The organism is Candidatus Accumulibacter necessarius, from assembly GCF_036625085.1.
The window spans coordinates 1-19,825 of record NZ_JAZKUM010000009.1; the positions used below are offsets into that span (position 1 = coordinate 1).

The following is a 19,825-nucleotide window of genomic DNA, read 5'->3' on the forward strand; positions in this document are numbered from 1 at the left end:
CTGCAACGGCGGAATGCCGGTAATGCCGGTATGGCCACCGAGCGCATTGAGGTTACCGAAGAGATAGTACAGACTGATCCCCCAGGCGATCGTCCCCAAGGGCAGGAAGTGCCCGGAAAGGCGCAGCGTCACGAGGCCGAGCGAGCCCGCGACGACGGCCGTGACCAGCAGGCCCGCCGGCAGCGTCAGCCATGGCGAAACGCCATGAACGGTCGTCAGGTACGCGGAAGTGTACGCGCCAAGGCCGACGAAAGCGGCCTGCCCGAATGACGTCAGACCACCGACACCGGTCAGCATGACCAGTCCGAGCGCAACGATTGCGTAAAGGCCGATGTAGTTGAGCAGTGTCACGTAGAATTCGGGCAGGAACAGCGGTGCTACCGCCAGGGCGGCGATGAACAGAAACAGGAAAGCCGTGTCGTGCGACGGATGCCTCATTCCTCCTCCACGTGCCGTGTCTTCAGCGAGCGCCAGAGCAATACCGGGATGATCAGCGTGAAGACGATCACCTCCTTGAAGGCGCTGGCCCAGAAGGACGAATAGGATTCCAGCAGGCCGACCAGGATGGCGCCGGCGGCGGCCACCGGATAGCTCGCCAGGCCGCCAATGATCGCGCCGACAAAGCCCTTGAGACCGATCAGGAAACCCGAGTCATAGTAGATCGTCGTGATCGGCGAAATCAGAATGCCGGAGAACGCCCCGATCGATGCCGCCAGCGTAAACGACAGCATCCCGGCCAGGGTCCCCGAAATGCCCATCAGGCGCGCGCCGGTTCGGTTCATCGCCGTGGCGCGCAGCGCCTTGCCGTAAATGGTCCGTTCAAAAAAGAAATAGAGCGCGACAATCAGCACCACGCTGGCGACCACGACCAGGATCGTTTGCCCCTGCAGGAGCGTATCGCCGAGTTCGAAGCTGACGTCGGTGAACGCCGGCGTGCGCGAGCCCTCGGCTCCGAAGAACAGCAGCCCGATACCGATCAGGGTCACGTGCACCGCGACCGAGACGATCAGCAGGACGAGCACCGAGGCTTCGGCAACCGGCTGGTAGGCCAGGCGATAGATCATCGGCCCGAGTGGAACGACCAGCATCAGCGCCAGCAACACCTGCACCGGCAAGGGCAAGCTGGCCGCGGAAACGGCGAAGAGGACGCCGGCGAGCAGCAACGGTATCCCGCAATTTACCAGGACAATCCAGGGAATCCGCCTGAACTGCCGACAACGCAGCGCCCGGGAACCGTCGATCAAGGCAATCACCGTGCCCAGGGCCAGCACCAACCAGATCGTTCCCGGCAACCTGCCAGCCTGCAGGCTGGCCAGCGTCAGGGCGCCGAAAGCAACGAACTCGCCTTGCGGGATGAAAATCACTCGCGTCACGGCAAAAACCAGGACCAGGGCCAGCGCGAGCAGCGCGTAAATGGCGCCGTTGGACAGGCCGTCCTGCCCCAGCAGCAATGCAATCTGCAAATCCATCAGAACTGTTCCAGTCGATACCCCAGCCACCGCAAGCCCGGCTGCCGGCTGCCGGGCCGCCAGACGTCGTCGCCAACGGGGATCGGGACAAGCTTGCCAGCCCCGCTGCTGACCTCGGTCAACCGCGGAGACAACAGCCGGCAGCGCGCAAAAGCCGAAACCTTACTGCACGAGCTTCCAGTTGCCCCCTTCGATCTTGACCATTACCCGCGACCGCTGGTCAAAGCCGAGATGATCCTGCGGGCTCATGTTGAAAACCCCGTGCGCGGCAGTGAGGTTTCGGGTGTTTTCGAGCGCGTCACGCAGCGCCTTGCGAAACTCCGGCGTCCCCGGCTGTCCCTTCTTCAGCGCTGCCGGTACGGCATTGACGAGCAGCTTGCTGGCGTCCCAGGCGTGAGCGCCGAAGGTCGATGCCGTGCCCTTGCCGTTTGCCGCCTCGTACTTGACGACATACTCCAGTGCCGCTTTCTTGATCGGATTGCTGTCAGGCAATTGTGCGGCCACCAGCACCGGACCCGCCGGGAGGAAGGTGCCCTCGCAGTCCTTGCCACAGACCCGCAGGAAGTCGGCGTTGGCCACCCCATGCGTCTGGTAAATGATGCCCTTGTAACCCCTTTCCTTGAGCGACTTCTGCGGCAAGGCGGCCGGCGTACCGGCGCCGCCGATGAGCACCGCATCGGGCTTGGCGGCGATGGTCTTCAGTACCTGGCCGGTCACCGACGTATCGGCGCGATTGAAGCGCTCGTTGGCGACGATCTGGATCTTGCGCGCCTCGGCAATCTTCGAGAACTCGTTCCACCAGCCTTCACCGTAGGCGTCGGCAAAACCGATGTAGGCCACCGTCTTGACGTTGTTGTCGGTCATGTGCTGCACGATCGCCGTTGCCATCTGGGCATCGTTCTGGGGCGTCTTGAAGACCCAGTGACGTTTGCCATCCATCGGCTCGATGATTCGCGACGAAGCTGCCATGGCGATCATCGGCGTCTCGGCTTCCGCGACCACATCGATCATCGCCAGCGAATTGGGCGAGGTCGTCGAGCCGATGACCACGTCGACCTTGTTCTCGGCAATCAGCTTGCGGGTGTTCTTGACCGCCGTGGTGGTATCGGAAGCATCATCGAAAACGATGTAATTCACCTTCTGACCGGCAATGGTCGCTGGCAACAGCGCCACGGTGTTCTTCTCGGGGATACCCAGCGAGGCAGCTGGCCCGGTTGCGGAAAGCGTCACGCCGACGTTGATATCCGCGTGGACGCCAGAGGCAAAGGCGGCCGCCACAAGAACAAAGAGCTTGCTGATCGATAGTTTGATTTTCATCGTCCCCCCAACACTATTCTCGGTGTAAAGCCGTCAGCCCGACATGGCGTTCGGCAAGCAATCATTGTGCGGCCGCAGCGACCGCGAGACAAGACTAAACGAAGGTATCGTGGGCAAACTTGATGATAAAGAGGCTCACGACGCACAGGAAAACCTTCCTGACGAAACCGCTGCCATGGCGCAATGCGAGATGCGTGCCGAGAAAGGAACCAAGGATGTTGCAGACCGCCATCAGAACGGCCAGCAGGGGCAGGAAGTGGCCATGCGGGATAAAAAAAGCGAGCGCAGCGAGGTTGGTCGAGACATTGACCACTTTCGAAGCGGCCGAGGCGTGCAGGAAGTCAAAGCCGAAAAAGCGAACGAAAAGAAAAATCAGGAAGCTGCCTGTTCCCGGCCCGAAGAAACCATCGTAGAAACCGATCGCACCGCCCAGCAACAGGGCATAGGCAAACTCCTGCCGGCCCTTGTGCTGGGGCTGATGAAGCGCCCCGAAATCGCGGCGCCCGAAAGTGTAGGCGGCAGCCCCGATGAGCAGCAGCAGGATCAGCGGGCGCAACATCGCCGGTGGCAACCAGGCGACTGCCATGGCGCCGAGATAGGAACAGGCGAAGGCAGCCAGAGCTGCCGGCAACGTCGTGCGCCAGGGCATCTCGACACGACGAGCGTAGCGCCAGGCAGCGTTGCTGGTGCCGAAAACGCTGGAAAACTTGTTGGTGCCGAAAAGGGTCGCCGGCAGTTCCTGCGGCAGGGCATTGAACAGGGCCGGAATCTGGATCAGACCCCCTCCGCCGACCACCGAATCGATGAAGCCGGCAAACAGCGCGGCCAGCGCCAGGCCGAGCAGCAGCGAGTGATCGAGGCCCGCCATCCCTGCTCAGCGCTGCGCCACGAAGAAGATTCGCTTGAAAGGAAAAAGCGTTTGTCCATCCGCCGCTGGCGGATAGGCAGCGCGCAGCCTTTCCCGATAGGCGGCGAGAAAATCGTCGGCCGTCGCCGGTGCAAGCCGCGCCAGATAGGGAACCAGTGTCGAACCCTTCATCCACTCGATGACGGCATCGTTTCCGTTGAGTACCTGCCAATAGGTGGTCTCCCACAGTTCCAGATGGCGACAATGCGGCATCAGCAACCGCTGGTATTCAACGGCCGACAGGACGCTGCCCATGCAGACGTCGCCCAGCAGCTCGCGCCAGCGAGGCTCGGCAGCCAGCGCGAGCAGGATTAGGTGCGACGGCGCGGAGAAATTGGACGGCATCTGCACCGCCAGCACGCCAGCGGCGGCGAGTTGCCCAATGAGCTCGGGCAACAGGCACGGGTGATCGCTTAACCAGTGCAAGGCCGCATTCGAAAAAATCAGGTCGGGCGGCTGCTCTGCCCGCCAACCGGCAATTTCGGCGCGTTGCCACCGGATCGCCGAGACCGCAGCAGCGGCTTTCGCAAGCATCGCCGGATCACTGTCGACCCCCGTGATCTGCGCGTGGGGCCAGCGTTCGGCGAGCAACCGGGTGATGTTTCCGGCGCCGCAGCCGAGATCAACGATCCGTGCCGGCTCACCTGCCAGTCTCGCCAACAGGTCGAGCGCCGGCCGCTGGCGGGCGGCAGCGAATTTCAGGTATTGCTCGGGGTTCCAGGTCATCTGCCGGTCACCTTTCGCCATCACGGCGTTCGGGAAGAAAATCACTCAAGCTGCCCGCCGAGCTTCTCAAAGGCCTCATTGGCTGACAGGAAGACTTCGCCGGAAAGCGACGCCCACAGCTCGGAACGCACCAATCGATCCTGCACCGGCCCTTTGACCTCGGCCAGGTGGAGCCGGGTGTTCCGTTCGGCGAGGTCACGGTTGACTTCGGCCAGCACCTCAACCGCCGTCGCATCCATCCGGTTGACCGCGCTCATCACCAGCACCAGGTGCTGGATCCCGGACGACTGCTCCAGTACCTGATTCAAGCGCAGTTCGACGGCCCCGAGATTGCCGAAGAACAGGCTTTCATCGATGCGCAGGAAGAGCACGCCGGGAATCGTCTGCACCTGGTACCGTTCGACGTTGCGGAAGTGTTCGCTACCGGGAATCCTGCCGATCACCGCGATATGCGGCGTGCTGGCCCGCAGCAGCAAGGTCCCCATGGAAAGCAAGACGCCCAACCCGATGCCGGCTTCCAGCCCGAAGGCCAGCACGCCACCGGCCGTGCCCAGCCAGGCCAGTCCGTCGGCGCGATCGTAAGCCCAGGCCTGGCGAAGGCCCCGGATATCGATCATCGTGTAAGCTGCCATCACGATGGTCGCGGCGAGAACCGCCAGCGGCAAGCGGGCAAAGCAATGGGCTGCCCCCGCCACCACGGCGATCATTGACACGGCCGATACGATGCTCGCCAAAGGCGTCTGGGCACCGGCAGCCACGTTGATGGCCGAGCGGGAGAGACCCCCACCGACCGGCATTCCACCCGAGAAAGCCGCGACGACATTGGCGCCGCCAAGCCCCAGCAGCTCGGCGTTGGCATCGATCCGCTCCCGGCGTTTGATCGCCATGGTCTGTGCCAGCGTAATCCCCTGCACCATACCGATCAGTGCCATCACCGCGGCGGGGACGAGGAGCCTCTTCAAGGTATCGAAAGCGGGGAAGACGAACTCGAAACCCGGCAGCCCTTCGACCACCGTGCCAACGACAGCCACGCCCTGACGGCGATCGAGGTCAAGAGCAATCACCACCACGGTCGCCAGCAGGACAACCAGCAATGGCATCAGGCGAACGACAAACGTCGCCTTGCCGATACTGACCCCCAGCCGGACAAGCGTCCCGGTCAGCCCGCTGCGGACGAAGGCCAGCGTCAGCAGTGCCGCCGTGCCGATCGCCAGCGTCGGCCAGTGGCTGCCGGGGAACAGGCGAAGCAGATCGGCAAGCAGTTGCCAGGCATTGGCCCCGTGCAGCGATAGCCCCAGGAGGTGCTTCATCTGGCTTACGATGATCAATACGGCCGAACCGGAAATGAAACCGCTGACCACCGGCCGGCTCAGCAACTGCGAAAGAAAGCCCAGACGCATTGCCCCGCAGGCCAGCAGCATCGCGCCGGAAACCAGCGACAAGGCGGCGGCCAGTCCGATGTACTCGGGCGACCCCGGCGCAGCCAGCGGACTCAGGACGGCATAGGTCATTATGGCGGTAATGGCCACCGGCCCGACCGATTGCACCATGCTGCTGCCCAACAAGGCATAGGCGATCACCGGCAAGATGCTGACATAAAGCCCCACCTGTGGTGGCAAACCTGCCAGCAAGGCGTAGGCCAGGCTTTGCGGTATGACCAGCACCGTCACGACCAAGCCCGCCAAGAGATCGGCGCCGAGTCTTTCCCGTCGGTAGTTCCTGAGCCAACCTGGCAGGAAGCGGCTTGTGAGAGGCATTATTGGTGACAAGACCAGAAAAGACCGGGATCCTTGAGATGCCCTCGGCAGCACCTGCTCTTGCACTTCGTTGGTGTCAGGAACCCGCATCGGCTCAACGCAGCATCCAACAATTATCCACAACGCGTCGCAAAGCAGCATCCATGCGGCAGCTGTTGGCAACCTGTGCGTATACGTGATCGACTATCGCCGAATCCGCTGGCGACTCTGCGGATCAAGGACGTGACTTGATCTGGTCGTTGCCGTTCTATTTTCCCACATTCGGCAACAAGAGGAGCGTTCGGTGTCAGAACGGCTTCGCTTCGTAGTGTCCGGCTTCGCATCCCCGGCAGAGTCACACCTTCGAGGTCCCACTATCGGTTGATCGACGCTGTCGAATGGACTCGTCTGGGCGCTACTGGCCCACGCGCGGGACTATCAGCCCGGCCATGAACCGTCGGCGGCATGAACGCGGGTTGCCCACACGCTCGCTCGCGAGCGCCTATCGACAACCCTGCGATATTGCAGCAGCACCACCGCCTTTTGTGATTTTGGAGGAGCAACCCCCACCGATTGCTCAGGCGATCATGACGTGATGGCAAGGCAGGTAAGACCGTGGTCGATTCAACCCGATAGCACTCTCGCGCTTCAAGCGTGTCCGACCGGTGAGGCATCAAACAGCGAATTCCATCAGGATTACTTGGCGAAGCTCAAGCCTGTGTGAAACCGCTGTCTACAGAAGGCGTTTGGCGGATCCGGGGGCAAGAGCGACGAAAACAATGCAAACCGACAGCCAGCGCCCCCGCCGCGTCCGTTACTGCCCATGCCAATAGCGGCGATACGCCGTTCGATACGAGGAAAGCGGCAACCCGCTGGCCAGCTTCAATTGCACAGCACCGTCCCGATCCGTTCGCCACACCCGGCTGCCGGCATAGCGTTCGACGACATCAGGCCGTGGGTGCTGGAAGCGGTTGCGATAACCGACAGGTATGATCGCTTCCCGGGCACCGACAGCGGCAATGAACTCGGCGGTCGACGACGTGCCGCTGCCATGGTGCGGCACCAGCAGTATCTCGCTGCGCAGCAGGGCCGGCGCCCGGCCGAGCAAGGCCTGTTCGTCGCGCGCCTCGATATCCGAGCTGAGCAGCACGCCGCCGAAGGCATTTTCTACCCGCAGCACGCAGCTCATGTGGTTGCTCCTGACGGCCGGGCGCTCATAATCGGCGGCGGCCGGATGCAGCATGGTGAAGCGAACGCCGTCCCACTCCCAGGTCTGACCGGCGACGCAGGGCTCGGGCTGCAGTTCCGGCATCGACGACAGGCGGCGACCGATCGGCAGCGCTTCCTCAACGGCGACGACGCCGCCCGAATGGTCCTTGTCGCGGTGCGTCACGACCAGCGTGTCGATTCGCTGCACCCCGTGCGCCCGCAGGTAGGGCACGATGATCCGCTGGCCGGCGTCCGACTCGGCGCTGTACAGTGGCCCGGTGTCGTAGAGCAGGGTATGCCCGGCCGTGCGTACGACCACCGCCAGCCCCTGGCCAACATCGAGCACGTCCACCCAGGCCTCGCCCGCTGCCGGCCGTTCGGCCCGCCAGAGCAGCGCCGGCAACAGCAGGCTCAGACCGAGCCAGCGTGCCGGGAAGCCGCGCGGCAGCAGCAGCCAAATGACGCCGAACACGGCCAGCAGGGTCGCGGCCAGCGACGGCGCCGGCTGTTCCCAGACCGGCCAGACCACCAGCCAGGCAAGAAAAGCCATCAGACCCGAGAGCAGCCAATGAGCGATGGACAGCAGCAGCGGCCAGGGAATGACGGCGAACAGCAGCGCCAGCGGCGTGATCACGAAGCTGACCAGCGGGATGGCGACGGCATTGGCCAGTGGCGATACCAGCGAGAACTGTTGAAACATCAACAGCAGCAACGGCAGCGTGCCAATCGTCACCGCCCACTGCGTCGTCCCCCAGTTGGCAAGTGCCGATCGCCAGCCACGTGCGACACCCACTCGTGCCGTGCCGACGAAGAAGAGCAGGCCAACAGCAGCGAAGGAGAGCCAGAAGCCGGGCGCCAGGACCGCCCACGGATCGAGCCACAGCACCGGCAGCAGCGCCAGCAACAGGCTCCTACTGGCGCCCAGGTTGCGGCCCGACCAAAGTGCCAGCGCTACCACCGTCAGCATGTACAGCGTCCGCTGCGTCGGCACCGAAAAACCGGCGATCATCGCGTAAACGAAAGCCGCCAGCCAGCCCGCAGCGATCGCTGCTTTCTGTGCTGGCACGAGGAGCATCAGCGACTCACCGCGCCGCCAGAGCCAGCCGATGACGGCAGCAAACAGCGCCGCCACCATGGTCACGTGCAGGCCGGAGATCGACATTAGGTGGATCACGCCCGTCTGCCTGAACAAACGCCACTGTTCGGCCGGAATCGCCTGCTGGTCGCCGACCGCCAGTGCGACCAGCACCCCGGCATAGGGGGCATCGCCCAGCGCTTCGGAAAAAGACCGGCGCAGCCGGTCGCGTAATCGTTCGATGACGTAGGCTGGCCGCGCGACAAAGTCGTCGAGACGCTGCGCGACGGCCCGCGGGCGCACATACCCCGTGGCCCGCAGGCCGCGCTCGAAGAGCCAGGCCTCGTAGTCGAAACCGTGCGGATTGGCGTTGCCGTGCGGACGTTTCAGGCGAACCGTGAACCGCCAGCGCTCGGCCGGGCGAATCGCCAGTCCGTCGCGCCATTCATCTTCAAGCCAGCCGTGATACCAGGAGAGCATGATCCGCCGTGGCAAACGGGCGCCGGGGGTTTCCACCGCCTCGACGTCAAACGCGAACCGCTCGCCACGTTCGAAGCCGTGCGGCAGGGAGGCGACGACACCGACCACCTGCACGTCACGGCCCTCCCACTCGCTCGGCAGTCGATCACGCAGCCGGTGCTCGGCCAGCACTGTCGCCCACAAGAACCCGGCCAGCGTGCAGGCCACCGCCGCGATCACCCGCGCCACCCTGGGCTGCCGGCGGCCAAGCCAGAGCAGGACCAGCGCAGCCAGCACAACACCGGCGAGAGGCGACAAGGCCGGTAACGTCGCCTGCATCTGAAGCAGACCAATGCCGATGGCGAAAGCGAGGATATTGCTGCGCATGTCGCATTAGAAAACATGCACTACAGGCTATACAAGCATCGCGTCTACCGACGCGAACCCTCTTCAGCCAAGCCTGAAACGACGCACCTCGCCCTGCAGGTCTGCCGACAGGCGCTCGAGCTGCACGGCCGTGGCGGCATTGCCGGCCACGGCAGCGCAGTTTTCTTCGGCCATGCGGGCGACGCTCTCGACGTTGCGAGCGATCCCGGTACTCGCTACGCTCTGGTCATGCAGCGCCTTCGAAATATCGGCGACCTTTTCCACCACCTGCGCCGCATTGCTGCCAATCTCGCTGATCGACTGGCCCGCCTGCGTCGCCAGCGCAACGCCTTCGGCGACCCGGCTGACGCCCAGATTCATGCTCGCCACGGCATCGCGCGTGCCGCTCTGGATGGCCGCAATCATCTGCGAGATCTCCTGTGTCGAACGGGCAGTCCGCTCGGCCAGCTTGCGCACTTCGTCGGCAACCACCGCGAAGCCGCGACCCGACTCGCCAGCCCGCGCCGCCTCGATGGCCGCGTTGAGCGCCAGCAGGTTGGTCTGGTCGGCGATTTCCTTGATCACGTTGACGATCGCCGAGATCCTCTCCGAGCGCCCGCCCAGATCGGCAACGATAGCCGCCGACTGGTTGACCACCTCGGCGATCCGCTCGATCTCGTGCACGACATTGCCGACGACACGACTGCCATCGGCCGACAACTCCCCCGCCCGACCGGATATCCGGTTGGCATCCTGCGCATTGGCCGACAGATGCTCTATTCCCGACCTCATCTGATATCCGGTTGGCATCCTGCGCATTGGCCGACAGATGCTCTATGACCTCATCTGTTCGATCGCGGCGGCCATGGTCGAGGCAGCCTGGCTCTGCTTCTCGCTGCCACGATTTATGTCCGCTGCCGATCCGGCAAGCTTCGTGGTCGCCTCGAGCACTTCGTTGGCACCGTGGTGCACCTTTCGGATGACAGCGCCAAAAGCGCCCACCATCTCGTTCAGGCTGTCACCAACCAGTTTCAGTTCATCCCGGGTGCCCAGGTCGACGCGCACGTCCAGGTTACCGGTGGCGATCGTGCGGGTATTCTCGACCAGGCGGTTGAGGCTGCTGATGGTCGCGTAATAGAAGCCGATCGAGACATAGGCGTAGAGCAGCAGGATCACCCCTGCCAGCGCGATGCTCAGGGTGAGGTTGCGCTGCGCGCGGTCGATGCGCCGCTGCAGCAGTTGCTCGAGCGTCGGGAAAAGGGTTTCGAACATTTCCTTGTAGCCCTTCTCGAGCGAGCCGGTGGTGAGGGCGAAGTAGTCCTCTGGAGGGGTCGCGTAGGTCCCCGAAAGGATATCCTGGTTCACCAGCGCGCTGACCTTGTCGGCCGCCTCGCCCATGTCCCGGATCGAAGCGGCGAGTGCCGATTGCAGGCCAGGGTTGTAGCGCGAGGTCTTCTCGAGATTGCGGCGCAGCCCGTTGACCGAGGCATTGAGTTCCGCCAGAAGAACCGTAAACTCGACCTGTTGCGACAACACCAACGCTTGCTTCCTGCTCAGCACGCCGGTCCCCAGCGCCCGCAACTGGCCCATGCGCTCAAGCGCCTGTGGCAACTTGTCGACCGCCGTATCGATCAGGTAGGCCGAGTCGATGTCCGGATCGTTGGTCAGCGCGTATTGATCGGCGATAGCCGCCTGGAAAGCCAGCAGATCGTCAATCAGGCGATTGTGCGCCAGAAAATTCTCGCGCTGGATCAGATCAAGCCCCTCCTTCTCCAGTAAAGCCCAGGCTTCCACCGCGGTCTTCCAGGCTGTGCTCGCGGCGAGCTCGGGCGCCAGCCGGGCAGTAACCGCCTTGAAGGCTGCGCTGACTTCCTTTTCCTTGGCTGCACGCTGCTCCTTCATCTCCTCGTTGCCGCTGAGGACGCCAGAGGAGAGTCCACGATGCACCTGCAGGTACTGCACCACGCGGGCGATCGGCTTGATCATCTCGACGCCGGCCAGCTCCTGCTGCGAACGGTCGATCACCCGATACAGGCTCTGGTAAAGGTTGAGCACCAGGACGGCGCTCGCCACCAGGGCCAGCGCACCCATGATCGCAAACTTTTTCGTGTAGCCGACGCGGTTGAGCAGGGCAATGGCCGGGGCAAAAAGAGTCTTCATGGTGAGAGGTCTCTGAGGTCGTCAGCTAGGGTGATCGGCATCGGGCGCCGGAACTTGAGGAGCGGAAACCCGCCGATCAATCGCCGGACAAATACAAACGTCCGTCGCGCAGCGTCAGGATACGCTCAGCGCGAGCCGCCAGTGCCGGGTCGTGGGTGACGATCACGAAGCTCGTCTGCCGCGAACGATTGAGTGCCAGCATCAACTCGAAAACACCGGCCGCAGTTTGCCGATCGAGATTGCCGGTCGGCTCGTCGGCCAGCACACACGCCGGCTCAGTGACCAGCGCCCGGGCGATCGCCGCCCGCTGCCGCTCACCACCTGACAGCTCCGACGGGGTATGCCGCAAGCGGTGGCCAAGTCCGACCTCGTTGAGCACTGCCGCCGCACGCGCTTCCGCCTCGGCTTTCGGCAGGCGCCGGATGTACAAGGGCATGGCGACGTTCTCGAGTGCCGTGAACTCCGCCAGCAAATGATGAAACTGATAAACAAAACCGAGGTGGCGATTGCGCAACTGGCCGCGCTGCGCGTCATCGATCGCTTCCAGGTCGTGCCCCATCAGCTGCACCTGCCCGCCGTTGGCTGCATCGAGGCCGCCCAGCAGGTGCAGCAGCGTGCTCTTGCCCGAACCGGACGAGCCAACAATCGCCACCCGCTCGGCAACGCGAACTTCCAGATCGACACTCAACAGTACGGGGACGTCGGTGTCGCCCTGCCGAAAAATCTTGCGTAGCCCCTGACAGGCGAGAACCAGGTCATTCATAGCGCAGCGCCGCCGCCGGATTGACCCGTGCCGCCCGCCAGCTCGGGTAGATCGTCGCCACCAGCGCCAGGACGAAGGCGACGCCGGTGATCGTCGTCACGTCACGCCACTGCAGCTCGGAAGGCAGGTTGGAGATGTAATAGACCTCCTTGGCCAGGAACTGCGTGCCGAGGATCCGCTCGATGAACGGCACGACGACATCGACATTGAGCGCCAGGGCGACGCCGCCGGCTACACCGAGCCCGAGACCGATGAAGCCGATCAACGCGCCCTGCACGATGAACACCGCCATGATGCTGCCCGGGCTGGCGCCGAGCGTACGCAGAATGGCGATGTCCGACTGTTTGTCGGTCACCGCCATGACCAGTGTCGAGACGATGTTGAACGCCGCCACCGCAACGATCAGCGACAGGATGATGAACATCATGTTCTTCTCGATCTGCACGGCGCGAAAGAAATTGGCGTGGCTGCGCGTCCAGTCGCTGATGAAGGCATTGATGTCCAGCTTGCCAGCCAGCGATCGTGCGACGCGTGGGGCAACGAAGAGATCGTCGAGTTTCAGGCGCACACCGGAAACCCGGTCAGCCATGCGGTACAGGCGCTGCGCATCGGCGAGGTGGATCAGCGCCAGGCCGCTGTCGTACTCGTACATGCCGACCTCGAACAGGCCGACCACGTTGAAGGTCTTCAGGCGCGGCACGACGCCGGCTGGCGTCACCACCCCCTGCGGCGCGATCAGCGTCACCCGGTCGCCGACGAAGACGCCGAGCGCACGCGCCAGCTCCGAGCCAAGGACGATGTTGAAGCTATCGGGAAGCAAGGCGTCGAGTTCGCCACTCTTCATGTGCGGACGGAAGTCGGCGACCTTGTCTTCCTGGTCCGGCAGGATGCCGCGCACCATGGCCCCACGGACCGATTCGCCATACGCCAGCATGCCCTGTGCCTGCACGAAAGGCGCGGTGGCGATGACGTGCGGCTCATCCGCTGCCATCGACGCAACCCTTTCCCAGCCAACCATCTCGCCGCCGGCGCCGGTGATCTGGACATGCGAGACGACGGCCAGGATGCGCGACCGCAGCTCGGTCTGGAATCCATTCATCACCGACAGCACGACGATCAGCGCGGCAACGCCGAGGGCGATGCCGAACATCGAGATCAGCGAAATGAACGAAATGAAGTGATTGTGCTTCTTGGCTCGCGTATAGCGCAGGCCGATCAGCAACTCGTAGGGAAGGGCCATCAGCGGGAGAAACTCATCTCAGTGGGGGGCAGTTCGAAGCGCCGAAGCGACAAGGCCGCTATGCTACACTCTTCCGACAGCGGCTGGTTCATCGCTGACAGCACGCAGAGGTCTACCGCCGATACCCCGCCAATCCCCTTCAGCGACCGTCCAATCCACCCACGCGCATGCAGCTCACCCTGGTTGTTCCCGAACTCGTCTGGCCCGAACCCGACGACCACGATAGCCTCGACCGACTGCCCTGCGCGGGCCTGGGCACCTTGATCGCACGCAGCCAGTTGAGCCGTTGTCCACCACAGTCAATGGAAGCGACGCTCTGCGATGCCTTCGGTGTCGCCGAAAACGCCGCTTACGGCGCTTTCCGGGTGCTCGGCGAGAGCTGCGGCCCGACCACCGTCGACGCTTGCTGGCTGTGCGCCGACCCGGTGCATCTGCGCTTGCACCAGGAGCGCCTGATTCTTGCGGATGGCGGCAGCCTCGGCATTGAACTCGCCGAGGCGCGTGCCATCGTCGGCGAACTCAACCGTCACTTCGCCGATGTCGGCACTTTCCACGCCACCGCCGCCGATCGCTGGTATCTGCAGCTGGCTGCTGGCACCGACCTCGGCCGTTTCGACGTTCTGCCCTTGTCCGCCGTTGCCGGCCGCAGCGTCGGCCGGCAATTGCCGGAAACCCCAGAGGCACGCTGGCTGCGCCAGCTGCTCAACGAGGCGCAGATGGTCCTGCACCAGCATCCAGCCAATGAGAGGCGCGAGGACGAAGGCCGGTCGACGATCAACAGCCTTTGGCTGTGGGGCGCTGGCCAGCTGCCGGCCGGCGCCAGCAGAGGCTTCGCCGGCGTCTGGAGCGACAACGTGCTGGCCCGCGGCCTGGGTCGCGCTTTCAACGTACCGGTGCATGCCGTCCCTGGCAACGCCGGCACGTTACTGGCCCAGGCACCTCGCGGCAGCCGCCAGTTGCTCGTCCTCGATTCGCTGCAATCGCCAGTGCAGTACGAAGACGCCGACGCCTACCGCGCAGGATTGCTCAACCTCGAGACCCGCTGGTTCGCGCCGCTGCAGAAAGCGCTCGCCGGCGGCAAGATCCAGGGCCTGCGTCTCGTAGCCTCAACGGCTTATGCCGCGTTGACCTGGCATAGCGACCGCCGTGCCCAGTGGCAACTGTGGCGTCGGCCGCGTTCACTGGCGGCCACCGCGCAAGCGCTGGCCAGGGGCGAGCAGTGACCGACATCCGCCGCCGCGCCATCTCGCCGCGCATCCAGTGGCAACTCGAGCAACAGGGCCTGCACCCGCTGCTGGCCCGCATCTACGCCGGGCGCGGCATCGTCGCGCGGAGCGAGCTGGACTACGAGTTCCAGTCGCTGCTGCCGCCGACCAGGCTGGCGTATACTGCCGAGGCGGCGGTGTTGCTCGCCGACGCCATCGCCAGACAGGCGAGGATCCTCATCGTCGCCGACTACGACTGCGATGGCGCGACCGCCTGCGCCCTCGGCATTCGAGCGCTGCGTGCCTTCGGCGCGGAGGTCGATTATCTGGTGCCGAACCGCTTCACCTACGGCTACGGCCTCTCGCCCGACATCGTCGAACTGGCAGCAACCACCAAGAGGCCGGACCTGATCGTCACCGTCGACAATGGCATCGCCAGCGTCGAGGGCGTTGCGCGTGCCCGGCAGCTCGGAATCGCCACGCTGATCACCGACCACCACCTGCCGGGTGACCACCTGCCGGCGGCCGACTGTATCGTCAACCCGAATCTGCCCGCCTGCAGCTTCCCGAGCAAGTGCCTGGCCGGCGTCGGTGTGATGTTTTACGTGATGCTGGCGCTGCGCGCCGAGTTGCGCAACCGCCAGTGGTTCTCGGAAGCCAGCGGACGCTCCGAACCCAAGCTCGCCTCGCTACTCGACCTCGTCGCACTCGGCACGGTCGCCGATGTCGTCAGACTCGACCACAACAACCGTGTACTCGTCAGCCAGGGCCTGCAGCGCATCCGCCAGGGACGACTGACGACCGGCCTGCGCGCCATCTTTCGCGCGGCCGGACGCAGCCCGGCGCAGGCTTCAAGTCTGGACCTCGGTTTCATGATCGGCCCGCGGCTCAATGCCGCCGGTCGCCTGTCCGACATGTCGCTGGGCATTGAATGCCTGATTACCGACGACGACGGGCGCGCGATGAACATCGCGCAACAGCTCGACGCGCTCAACCGCGAGCGACGAGAAATCGAAGCGGGCATGCAGGAGCAGGCGCTGACCCAGCTCGCACAAGCTGCCGGCGAACTGGCTGGCGAGGCGGCAACGGGCGCTGCTGTGTCGCTGTTCAATGGCGATTGGCACCAGGGCGTCGTCGGCATCGTCGCCGCGCGGATCAAGGAGAAGCTGCATCGTCCGGTATTTGCCTTTGCCCGCGGCGAGGGCGGCGAAATCAAGGGCTCAGGTCGTTCGATCCCGGGTCTCCACCTGCGCGATGCCCTCGATCTGGTGTCCAGACGAGCGCCGGGACTGCTGCTACGCTTTGGCGGCCACGCCATGGCCGCCGGCGTGACCATGAGAGAAAGCGACTTTGCGCGCTTTCGCGAGCTGTTTGCGCACGTCGCCGACGAGTTGCTGGCTGCCGCCGATCGCGCGCGGACGCTGGAAACCGACGGCGGCCTGGAAGCCGCCTACTTCTCGATCGCCACGGCACGACTGCTCGAAGCCGAGGTCTGGGGCCAGGGCTTTCCGGCACCGCTTTTCGAGGATGAGTTCGTCGTTGAGAGCCAGCGTATTCTCAAGGACAAACACCTCAAGTTGCGCCTGCGCAAAGGAATACAGACTCTCGATGCCATCCAGTTCAACTTCGCCCAGGCACCGGGGAGCAGCATCCGCGCGGCTTACCGGTTGGCGATCAACGACTTCAACGGCGTCCAGACGCCGCAGTTGATGATCGAGCATATCGAGACCCGACCCGCCTGACAGGACGCGGCGACCACCGCTGCGCCACGAGGCCAAAAGAACGAATCAGGACCGTGCCGCCCACCCTCGAGACGACACGGGGCTTATAATCACGCGGTTTTTCATGGCGTTCCTACCTGCATTCGCCACCCGAGCCATCCCTTTCGCGCAGGCACCGAAAGGGAATTCTCCTGGAGAATCGGATGGACAATCCACAGGGACTGCTACCGTACGTCTCGTCGCTGCTGGGCACCGGCAGCATGGTCGAGCTCTCGGCTACGGCATTAACCAGCTTTGCCTTGATCGCCGCCGCCGAAATCGGCGACAAGAGTCAGCTGGTCTGCATGACCCTGGCCTCCCGACATCGGCCAATGCCGGTCATGCTTGGCGCGCTGGCCGCTTTTGCGGTGTTGAATACGCTTGCGGTCGTCTTCGGCGTCGCCATCGCCACCTGGTTGCCGGAATATGTGGTGGGCGTGACGGTGGCCATCCTCTTTGCTGCCTTTGGCATCCATGCCCTGCGTGCCAAAGCGGACGATGACGATGAAGCAGTCGAGGAGAAAAGTGGGCATGGCATTTTCTTCACCACTTTCGTCTTGCTGACCGTGGCTGAATTCGGTGACAAGACGCAACTCGCCGTCGTTGCCTTGAGCAGCGTACACGTGCCGGCTGCGGTCTGGCTGGGCGCCACCTTGGCGCTGGCCGCGACCTCGGCCCTGGGAATTGTGGCGGGGCGCACCATCCTGCAGAAAATTCCGCTGGTTTTGCTGCATCGGATCAGTGGCGCCTTCTTCCTGGTTCTGGCCGTGGTTGCAGCGTACCAGGCTTACGTCGCCTACACTGGCGTCCAGGGCTGATCCTGTCGCGAAGACCAGGGCGAAGGCGCGGCGGAAATTTCCGGAAAAGATCAGCTCAGCCCCCTGTCCGGTGCAATAGCGCGTATGCTGGTCCAGGCCATCCGGCATGCAACTGCAGCAGCTTACAGGAGTCCCTCCATGGCCAAGAGTCAGTTACGCGGAAACCGCGAAGCAAAAAAGCCGAAGCAACCTCAGAAACCAGCCGTACCGGCAGCGCCGTTCAGTGGAACATCGTCGACCGCAGCTTCGCCGTCGTCAGAAGTCAGGAAGAAGTGAACTGCACTTGGCGTCAGCGCTTGATGCGAGGATCGCTTCAGCGACTGATCAACGGCCCTTTTCCCGCCACAGGGAAAAGGGCCCGGGTTGAGGAAATCAACCGCGTGGATTGAACGAATGCGCTGGCGATGGTAGATAATGCGCAGCTTGCAATACTCCGCCAAACCCTATGCCAGCCACCTCGCCGCCGGTCTCCAAGCCCTTCACTCACCGCCGCCGGCCATGGCTTTCGCTGGCCGCAGCCCTGGCAATCGGACTCGCATCGGAACTGGCAGCCGAAGCGAGCACCGAGCCAACGTCGGCCAGCAGTTTCCCTGCCGCTTCCGCGGCGCCGCTATGGTTCGTTGAAGAGCGCCCGCGGGTGGCGGCCTATCAGGCCGTCAACCTGTTGGCCAATGCCGCCCAGGAGGGGCTGGAAGCGGGTGACTACCACGCCGAGTGGTTGCGCGCCGCAATCGAGAGCGCCAGCCGTGGGTCGCCCCTGACGGGAGACAGCTTGATCCGGCTGGACCAGGCGCTGACCTCAGCCATACGGCGCTATCTCGCCGATCTGCATGCGGGACGGGTTGCGTTGCACCCGCCCTGCAGCAATACACTGGCTTGCGGGAGGCACTTGCCCGCTACCAGGAACTGATCAGCCATCCCGCCTGGCAGAAAAGCTTGCCGCCGTTGCCCGCCGGCAAGCTATCCCCCGGCCAGAAATACGGCGGCATCGCGGCACTCGGCGAGCGGCTGCGACTGCTCGGCGACCTGCCCGCCGCCACCGCGCTGCCAGCACTGTACGAAGGAGCGCTGGTCGCGGGCGTCAAGTCCTTCCAGGAACGACATGCGATCAGGCCGGATGGCGTAATCGCGAAGGATACTTACGAGCAACTCAATGTACCACCCGCAACCCGCGCCCGGCAGCTCGAACTGGCGCTCGAGCGGCTGCGCTGGACGCCCTGCTGCAGCGCCGCGGGCGATCGTGGTCAACCTTCCGGAGTTCATGCTGCGGCCTACGAATGCGTGACGGCAGGATCGAGATCAGCGTCGCGATGAAGGTCATTGTCGGCACGGCACGCAAGAACCCTACGCCGCTCTTCGATGCCGAGATGCGCTTCATCGAGTTCAGCCCCTACTGGAACGTGCCCCCTCGATCGCCCGGGGCGAGACCCTGCCCAGGCTGCGCCGCGACCCAGGCTATTTCGACCGCCAGGGCTTCGAATTCGTCGGCAGCGACGGCCGCGTCGTCAGTGGATTCTCGGCGGGGGCTCTCGACGCTGTCCAGCGTGGCCAGATGCGCATCCGCCAGCGACCGGGGGCAGGCAATGCCCTCGGCGACATCAAGTTCGTTTTTCCCAACCAGGACAACATCTATCTCCATCACACACCGACACGTGCAACTCTTCAAACGGCGACCGGCGCGACTTCAGTCACGGCTGCATTCGCGTCGAGGCGCCTGTGGCTTTGGCGAAGTTCGTCCTCGCCGATGAACCGGAATGGACCGAAGCGCGCATCGTGCAGGCGATGCGCAAAGGCAAGTCCACGACCATCCGCCTGCAGGAAGCCTTGCCGGTGATCATCGCCTACAGCACGGCGTCGTCCGGGACGGGCGAGTGTCATTTCTTCCCGGACATCTACGGCCAGGACCCGCTTCTCGACGACTGCCCTGCGCCAGCGGCAAATCGCCGTCCGGGCTTCCCATGAAAGCGAAATTGCAGCAGAATCAACCGATTAGCCTTGACATGGAGCAGTCATGCTGAAACCTCAAGCACTCGCGCCGCCTGTTTCTCGGTCACGCCGCCGACTGATGGTTGCCGGCGCCGCGCTGCCGCTGGCAAAGCCGGCACTGGCGTCGCTGCCGAATGCCCGCCAGCCTCGCATTCGATCACACCCATACCGGCGAACGTCTCTCCGTCGCTTTCGCAGTCGGCGAGCAGCTATCTCCCCGAGGCACTGAACCGCCTGAACTTTTTTCCTGCGCGACCATTACTCGGGCGAGGTCGGCAGCATCGACCCGCAGTTGTTCGACCTGCTTTTCAAGGTAAAACAGGAACTTGCCTGCGAGCAGCCTTTCCAGGTCATTTCCGGCTACCGCTGCGCCGAGACCAATACCAGGCTGCGCACACGGGTGGTGGCGGTGTGGCAAAGCAGAGTCTGCACATGCTGGGCAAGGCCATCGACATCCGCATTGCCGGCGTGCCGCTTGACGATCTGCGCGACGCCGCCATCTCAGGGTGTCGGCGGAGTCGGCTTCTACGCGCAGCCAATTCGTTCATCTCGACACCGGCAGGGTGCGCTCCTGGTAATTTGGCGCGGCCATTCGGCGGCTGGCTCAGGCCGCGCCCGGCCTGAGCAGC

The 19,825-nt window shown here is 64.0% G+C and carries 19 protein-coding genes and 1 pseudogene; 9 read left to right on the forward strand and 11 right to left on the reverse strand.

The window, feature by feature from the left end; genetic code table 11:
- The 11 genes from V5B44_RS21055 to V5B44_RS21105 form a co-directional block, all read right to left on the reverse strand.
- Window positions 1–438 (reverse strand): branched-chain amino acid ABC transporter permease (locus V5B44_RS21055; RefSeq protein ID WP_332361021.1); only part of this gene is annotated, 438 nt, incomplete at its 3' end.
- Window positions 435–1,469, reverse strand: coding sequence for a branched-chain amino acid ABC transporter permease (locus V5B44_RS21060; RefSeq protein ID WP_332361022.1), 1,035 nt, complete (start codon window positions 1,467–1,469; stop codon window positions 435–437). The genes V5B44_RS21060 and V5B44_RS21055, both read right to left, overlap by 4 nt.
- 162 nt (window positions 1,470–1,631) lie before the next feature.
- Window positions 1,632–2,786, reverse strand: coding sequence for an ABC transporter substrate-binding protein (locus V5B44_RS21065; RefSeq protein WP_332361023.1), 1,155 nt, complete (start codon window positions 2,784–2,786; stop codon window positions 1,632–1,634).
- Between the two features lie 94 nt (window positions 2,787–2,880).
- On the reverse strand, window positions 2,881–3,654 hold the full coding sequence (locus tag V5B44_RS21070) for a sulfite exporter TauE/SafE family protein (RefSeq protein ID WP_332361024.1): 774 nt from the start codon (window positions 3,652–3,654) through the stop codon (window positions 2,881–2,883).
- Window positions 3,655–3,660: 6 nt separating this feature from the next.
- Window positions 3,661–4,419: a methyltransferase domain-containing protein gene (locus tag V5B44_RS21075; protein WP_332361025.1), complete on the reverse strand. Its 759-nt coding sequence runs from the start codon at window positions 4,417–4,419 to the stop codon at window positions 3,661–3,663.
- 41 nt (window positions 4,420–4,460) lie between these two features.
- Entirely contained in the window at window positions 4,461–6,176 is a 1,716-nt protein-coding gene (locus V5B44_RS21080; protein WP_332361026.1) for a SulP family inorganic anion transporter, read from the reverse strand.
- A gap of 793 nt (window positions 6,177–6,969) precedes the next feature.
- Window positions 6,970–9,285 carry a DNA internalization-related competence protein ComEC/Rec2 gene (locus tag V5B44_RS21085; protein ID WP_332361027.1) on the reverse strand — a complete coding sequence of 772 codons (2,316 nt, stop codon included), beginning with the start codon at window positions 9,283–9,285 and terminating at the stop codon, window positions 6,970–6,972.
- Window positions 9,286–9,348: 63 nt separating this feature from the next.
- Window positions 9,349–10,056: a methyl-accepting chemotaxis protein gene (locus V5B44_RS21090; RefSeq protein ID WP_332361028.1), complete on the reverse strand. Its 708-nt coding sequence runs from the start codon at window positions 10,054–10,056 to the stop codon at window positions 9,349–9,351.
- A gap of 42 nt (window positions 10,057–10,098) precedes the next feature.
- On the reverse strand, window positions 10,099–11,424 hold the full coding sequence (locus V5B44_RS21095; RefSeq protein ID WP_332361029.1) for a methyl-accepting chemotaxis protein: 1,326 nt from the start codon (window positions 11,422–11,424) through the stop codon (window positions 10,099–10,101).
- 76 nt (window positions 11,425–11,500) lie between these two features.
- Window positions 11,501–12,187, reverse strand: coding sequence for a lipoprotein-releasing ABC transporter ATP-binding protein LolD (gene lolD / locus V5B44_RS21100; RefSeq protein ID WP_332361030.1), 687 nt, complete (start codon window positions 12,185–12,187; stop codon window positions 11,501–11,503).
- Window positions 12,180–13,427, reverse strand: coding sequence for a lipoprotein-releasing ABC transporter permease subunit (locus V5B44_RS21105; protein ID WP_332361031.1), 1,248 nt, complete (start codon window positions 13,425–13,427; stop codon window positions 12,180–12,182). Before V5B44_RS21105 ends, lolD begins: the two co-directional genes overlap by 8 nt.
- Window positions 13,428–13,594: 167 nt before the next feature.
- On the opposite strand from V5B44_RS21105, the gene V5B44_RS21110 reads away from it, so the two are divergent.
- From V5B44_RS21110 to V5B44_RS26875, 9 genes and pseudogenes are all read left to right on the forward strand, one after another.
- On the forward strand, window positions 13,595–14,650 hold the full coding sequence (locus V5B44_RS21110; RefSeq protein ID WP_332361032.1) for a hypothetical protein: 1,056 nt from the start codon (window positions 13,595–13,597) through the stop codon (window positions 14,648–14,650).
- The gene (gene recJ / locus V5B44_RS21115) at window positions 14,647–16,374 is read left to right on the forward strand and encodes a single-stranded-DNA-specific exonuclease RecJ (protein WP_332361033.1); all 1,728 of its coding nucleotides are present in this window, start codon (window positions 14,647–14,649) and stop codon (window positions 16,372–16,374) included. The genes V5B44_RS21110 and recJ overlap by 4 nt, the downstream gene beginning before the upstream one ends.
- Before the next feature lie 182 nt (window positions 16,375–16,556).
- On the forward strand, window positions 16,557–17,210 hold the full coding sequence (locus V5B44_RS21120; protein ID WP_332361034.1) for a TMEM165/GDT1 family protein: 654 nt from the start codon (window positions 16,557–16,559) through the stop codon (window positions 17,208–17,210).
- Window positions 17,211–17,655: 445 nt separating this feature from the next.
- Complete coding sequence (locus tag V5B44_RS21125; RefSeq protein WP_332361035.1) at window positions 17,656–18,120, forward strand: hypothetical protein; 465 nt, start codon at window positions 17,656–17,658, stop codon at window positions 18,118–18,120.
- Entirely contained in the window at window positions 18,087–18,524 is a 438-nt protein-coding gene (locus V5B44_RS21130) for a hypothetical protein (protein WP_332361036.1), read from the forward strand. Before V5B44_RS21125 ends, V5B44_RS21130 begins: the two co-directional genes overlap by 34 nt.
- Before the next feature lie 124 nt (window positions 18,525–18,648).
- Window positions 18,649–19,044 (forward strand): hypothetical protein, encoded by a 396-nt coding sequence (locus tag V5B44_RS21135; protein WP_332361180.1) that lies wholly within the window; start codon window positions 18,649–18,651, stop codon window positions 19,042–19,044.
- Complete coding sequence (locus tag V5B44_RS21140; protein WP_332361037.1) at window positions 18,927–19,172, forward strand: hypothetical protein; 246 nt, start codon at window positions 18,927–18,929, stop codon at window positions 19,170–19,172. The genes V5B44_RS21135 and V5B44_RS21140 overlap by 118 nt, the downstream gene beginning before the upstream one ends.
- A gap of 316 nt (window positions 19,173–19,488) precedes the next feature.
- A pseudogene (locus tag V5B44_RS26870) lies at window positions 19,489–19,671 on the forward strand (DUF882 domain-containing protein); the annotation flags it as partial.
- Window positions 19,629–19,820 (forward strand): hypothetical protein, encoded by a 192-nt coding sequence (locus V5B44_RS26875; RefSeq protein WP_434735510.1) that lies wholly within the window; start codon window positions 19,629–19,631, stop codon window positions 19,818–19,820. The pseudogene V5B44_RS26870 and the gene V5B44_RS26875, both read left to right, overlap by 43 nt.
- Window positions 19,821–19,825: the final 5 nt, after the last annotated feature.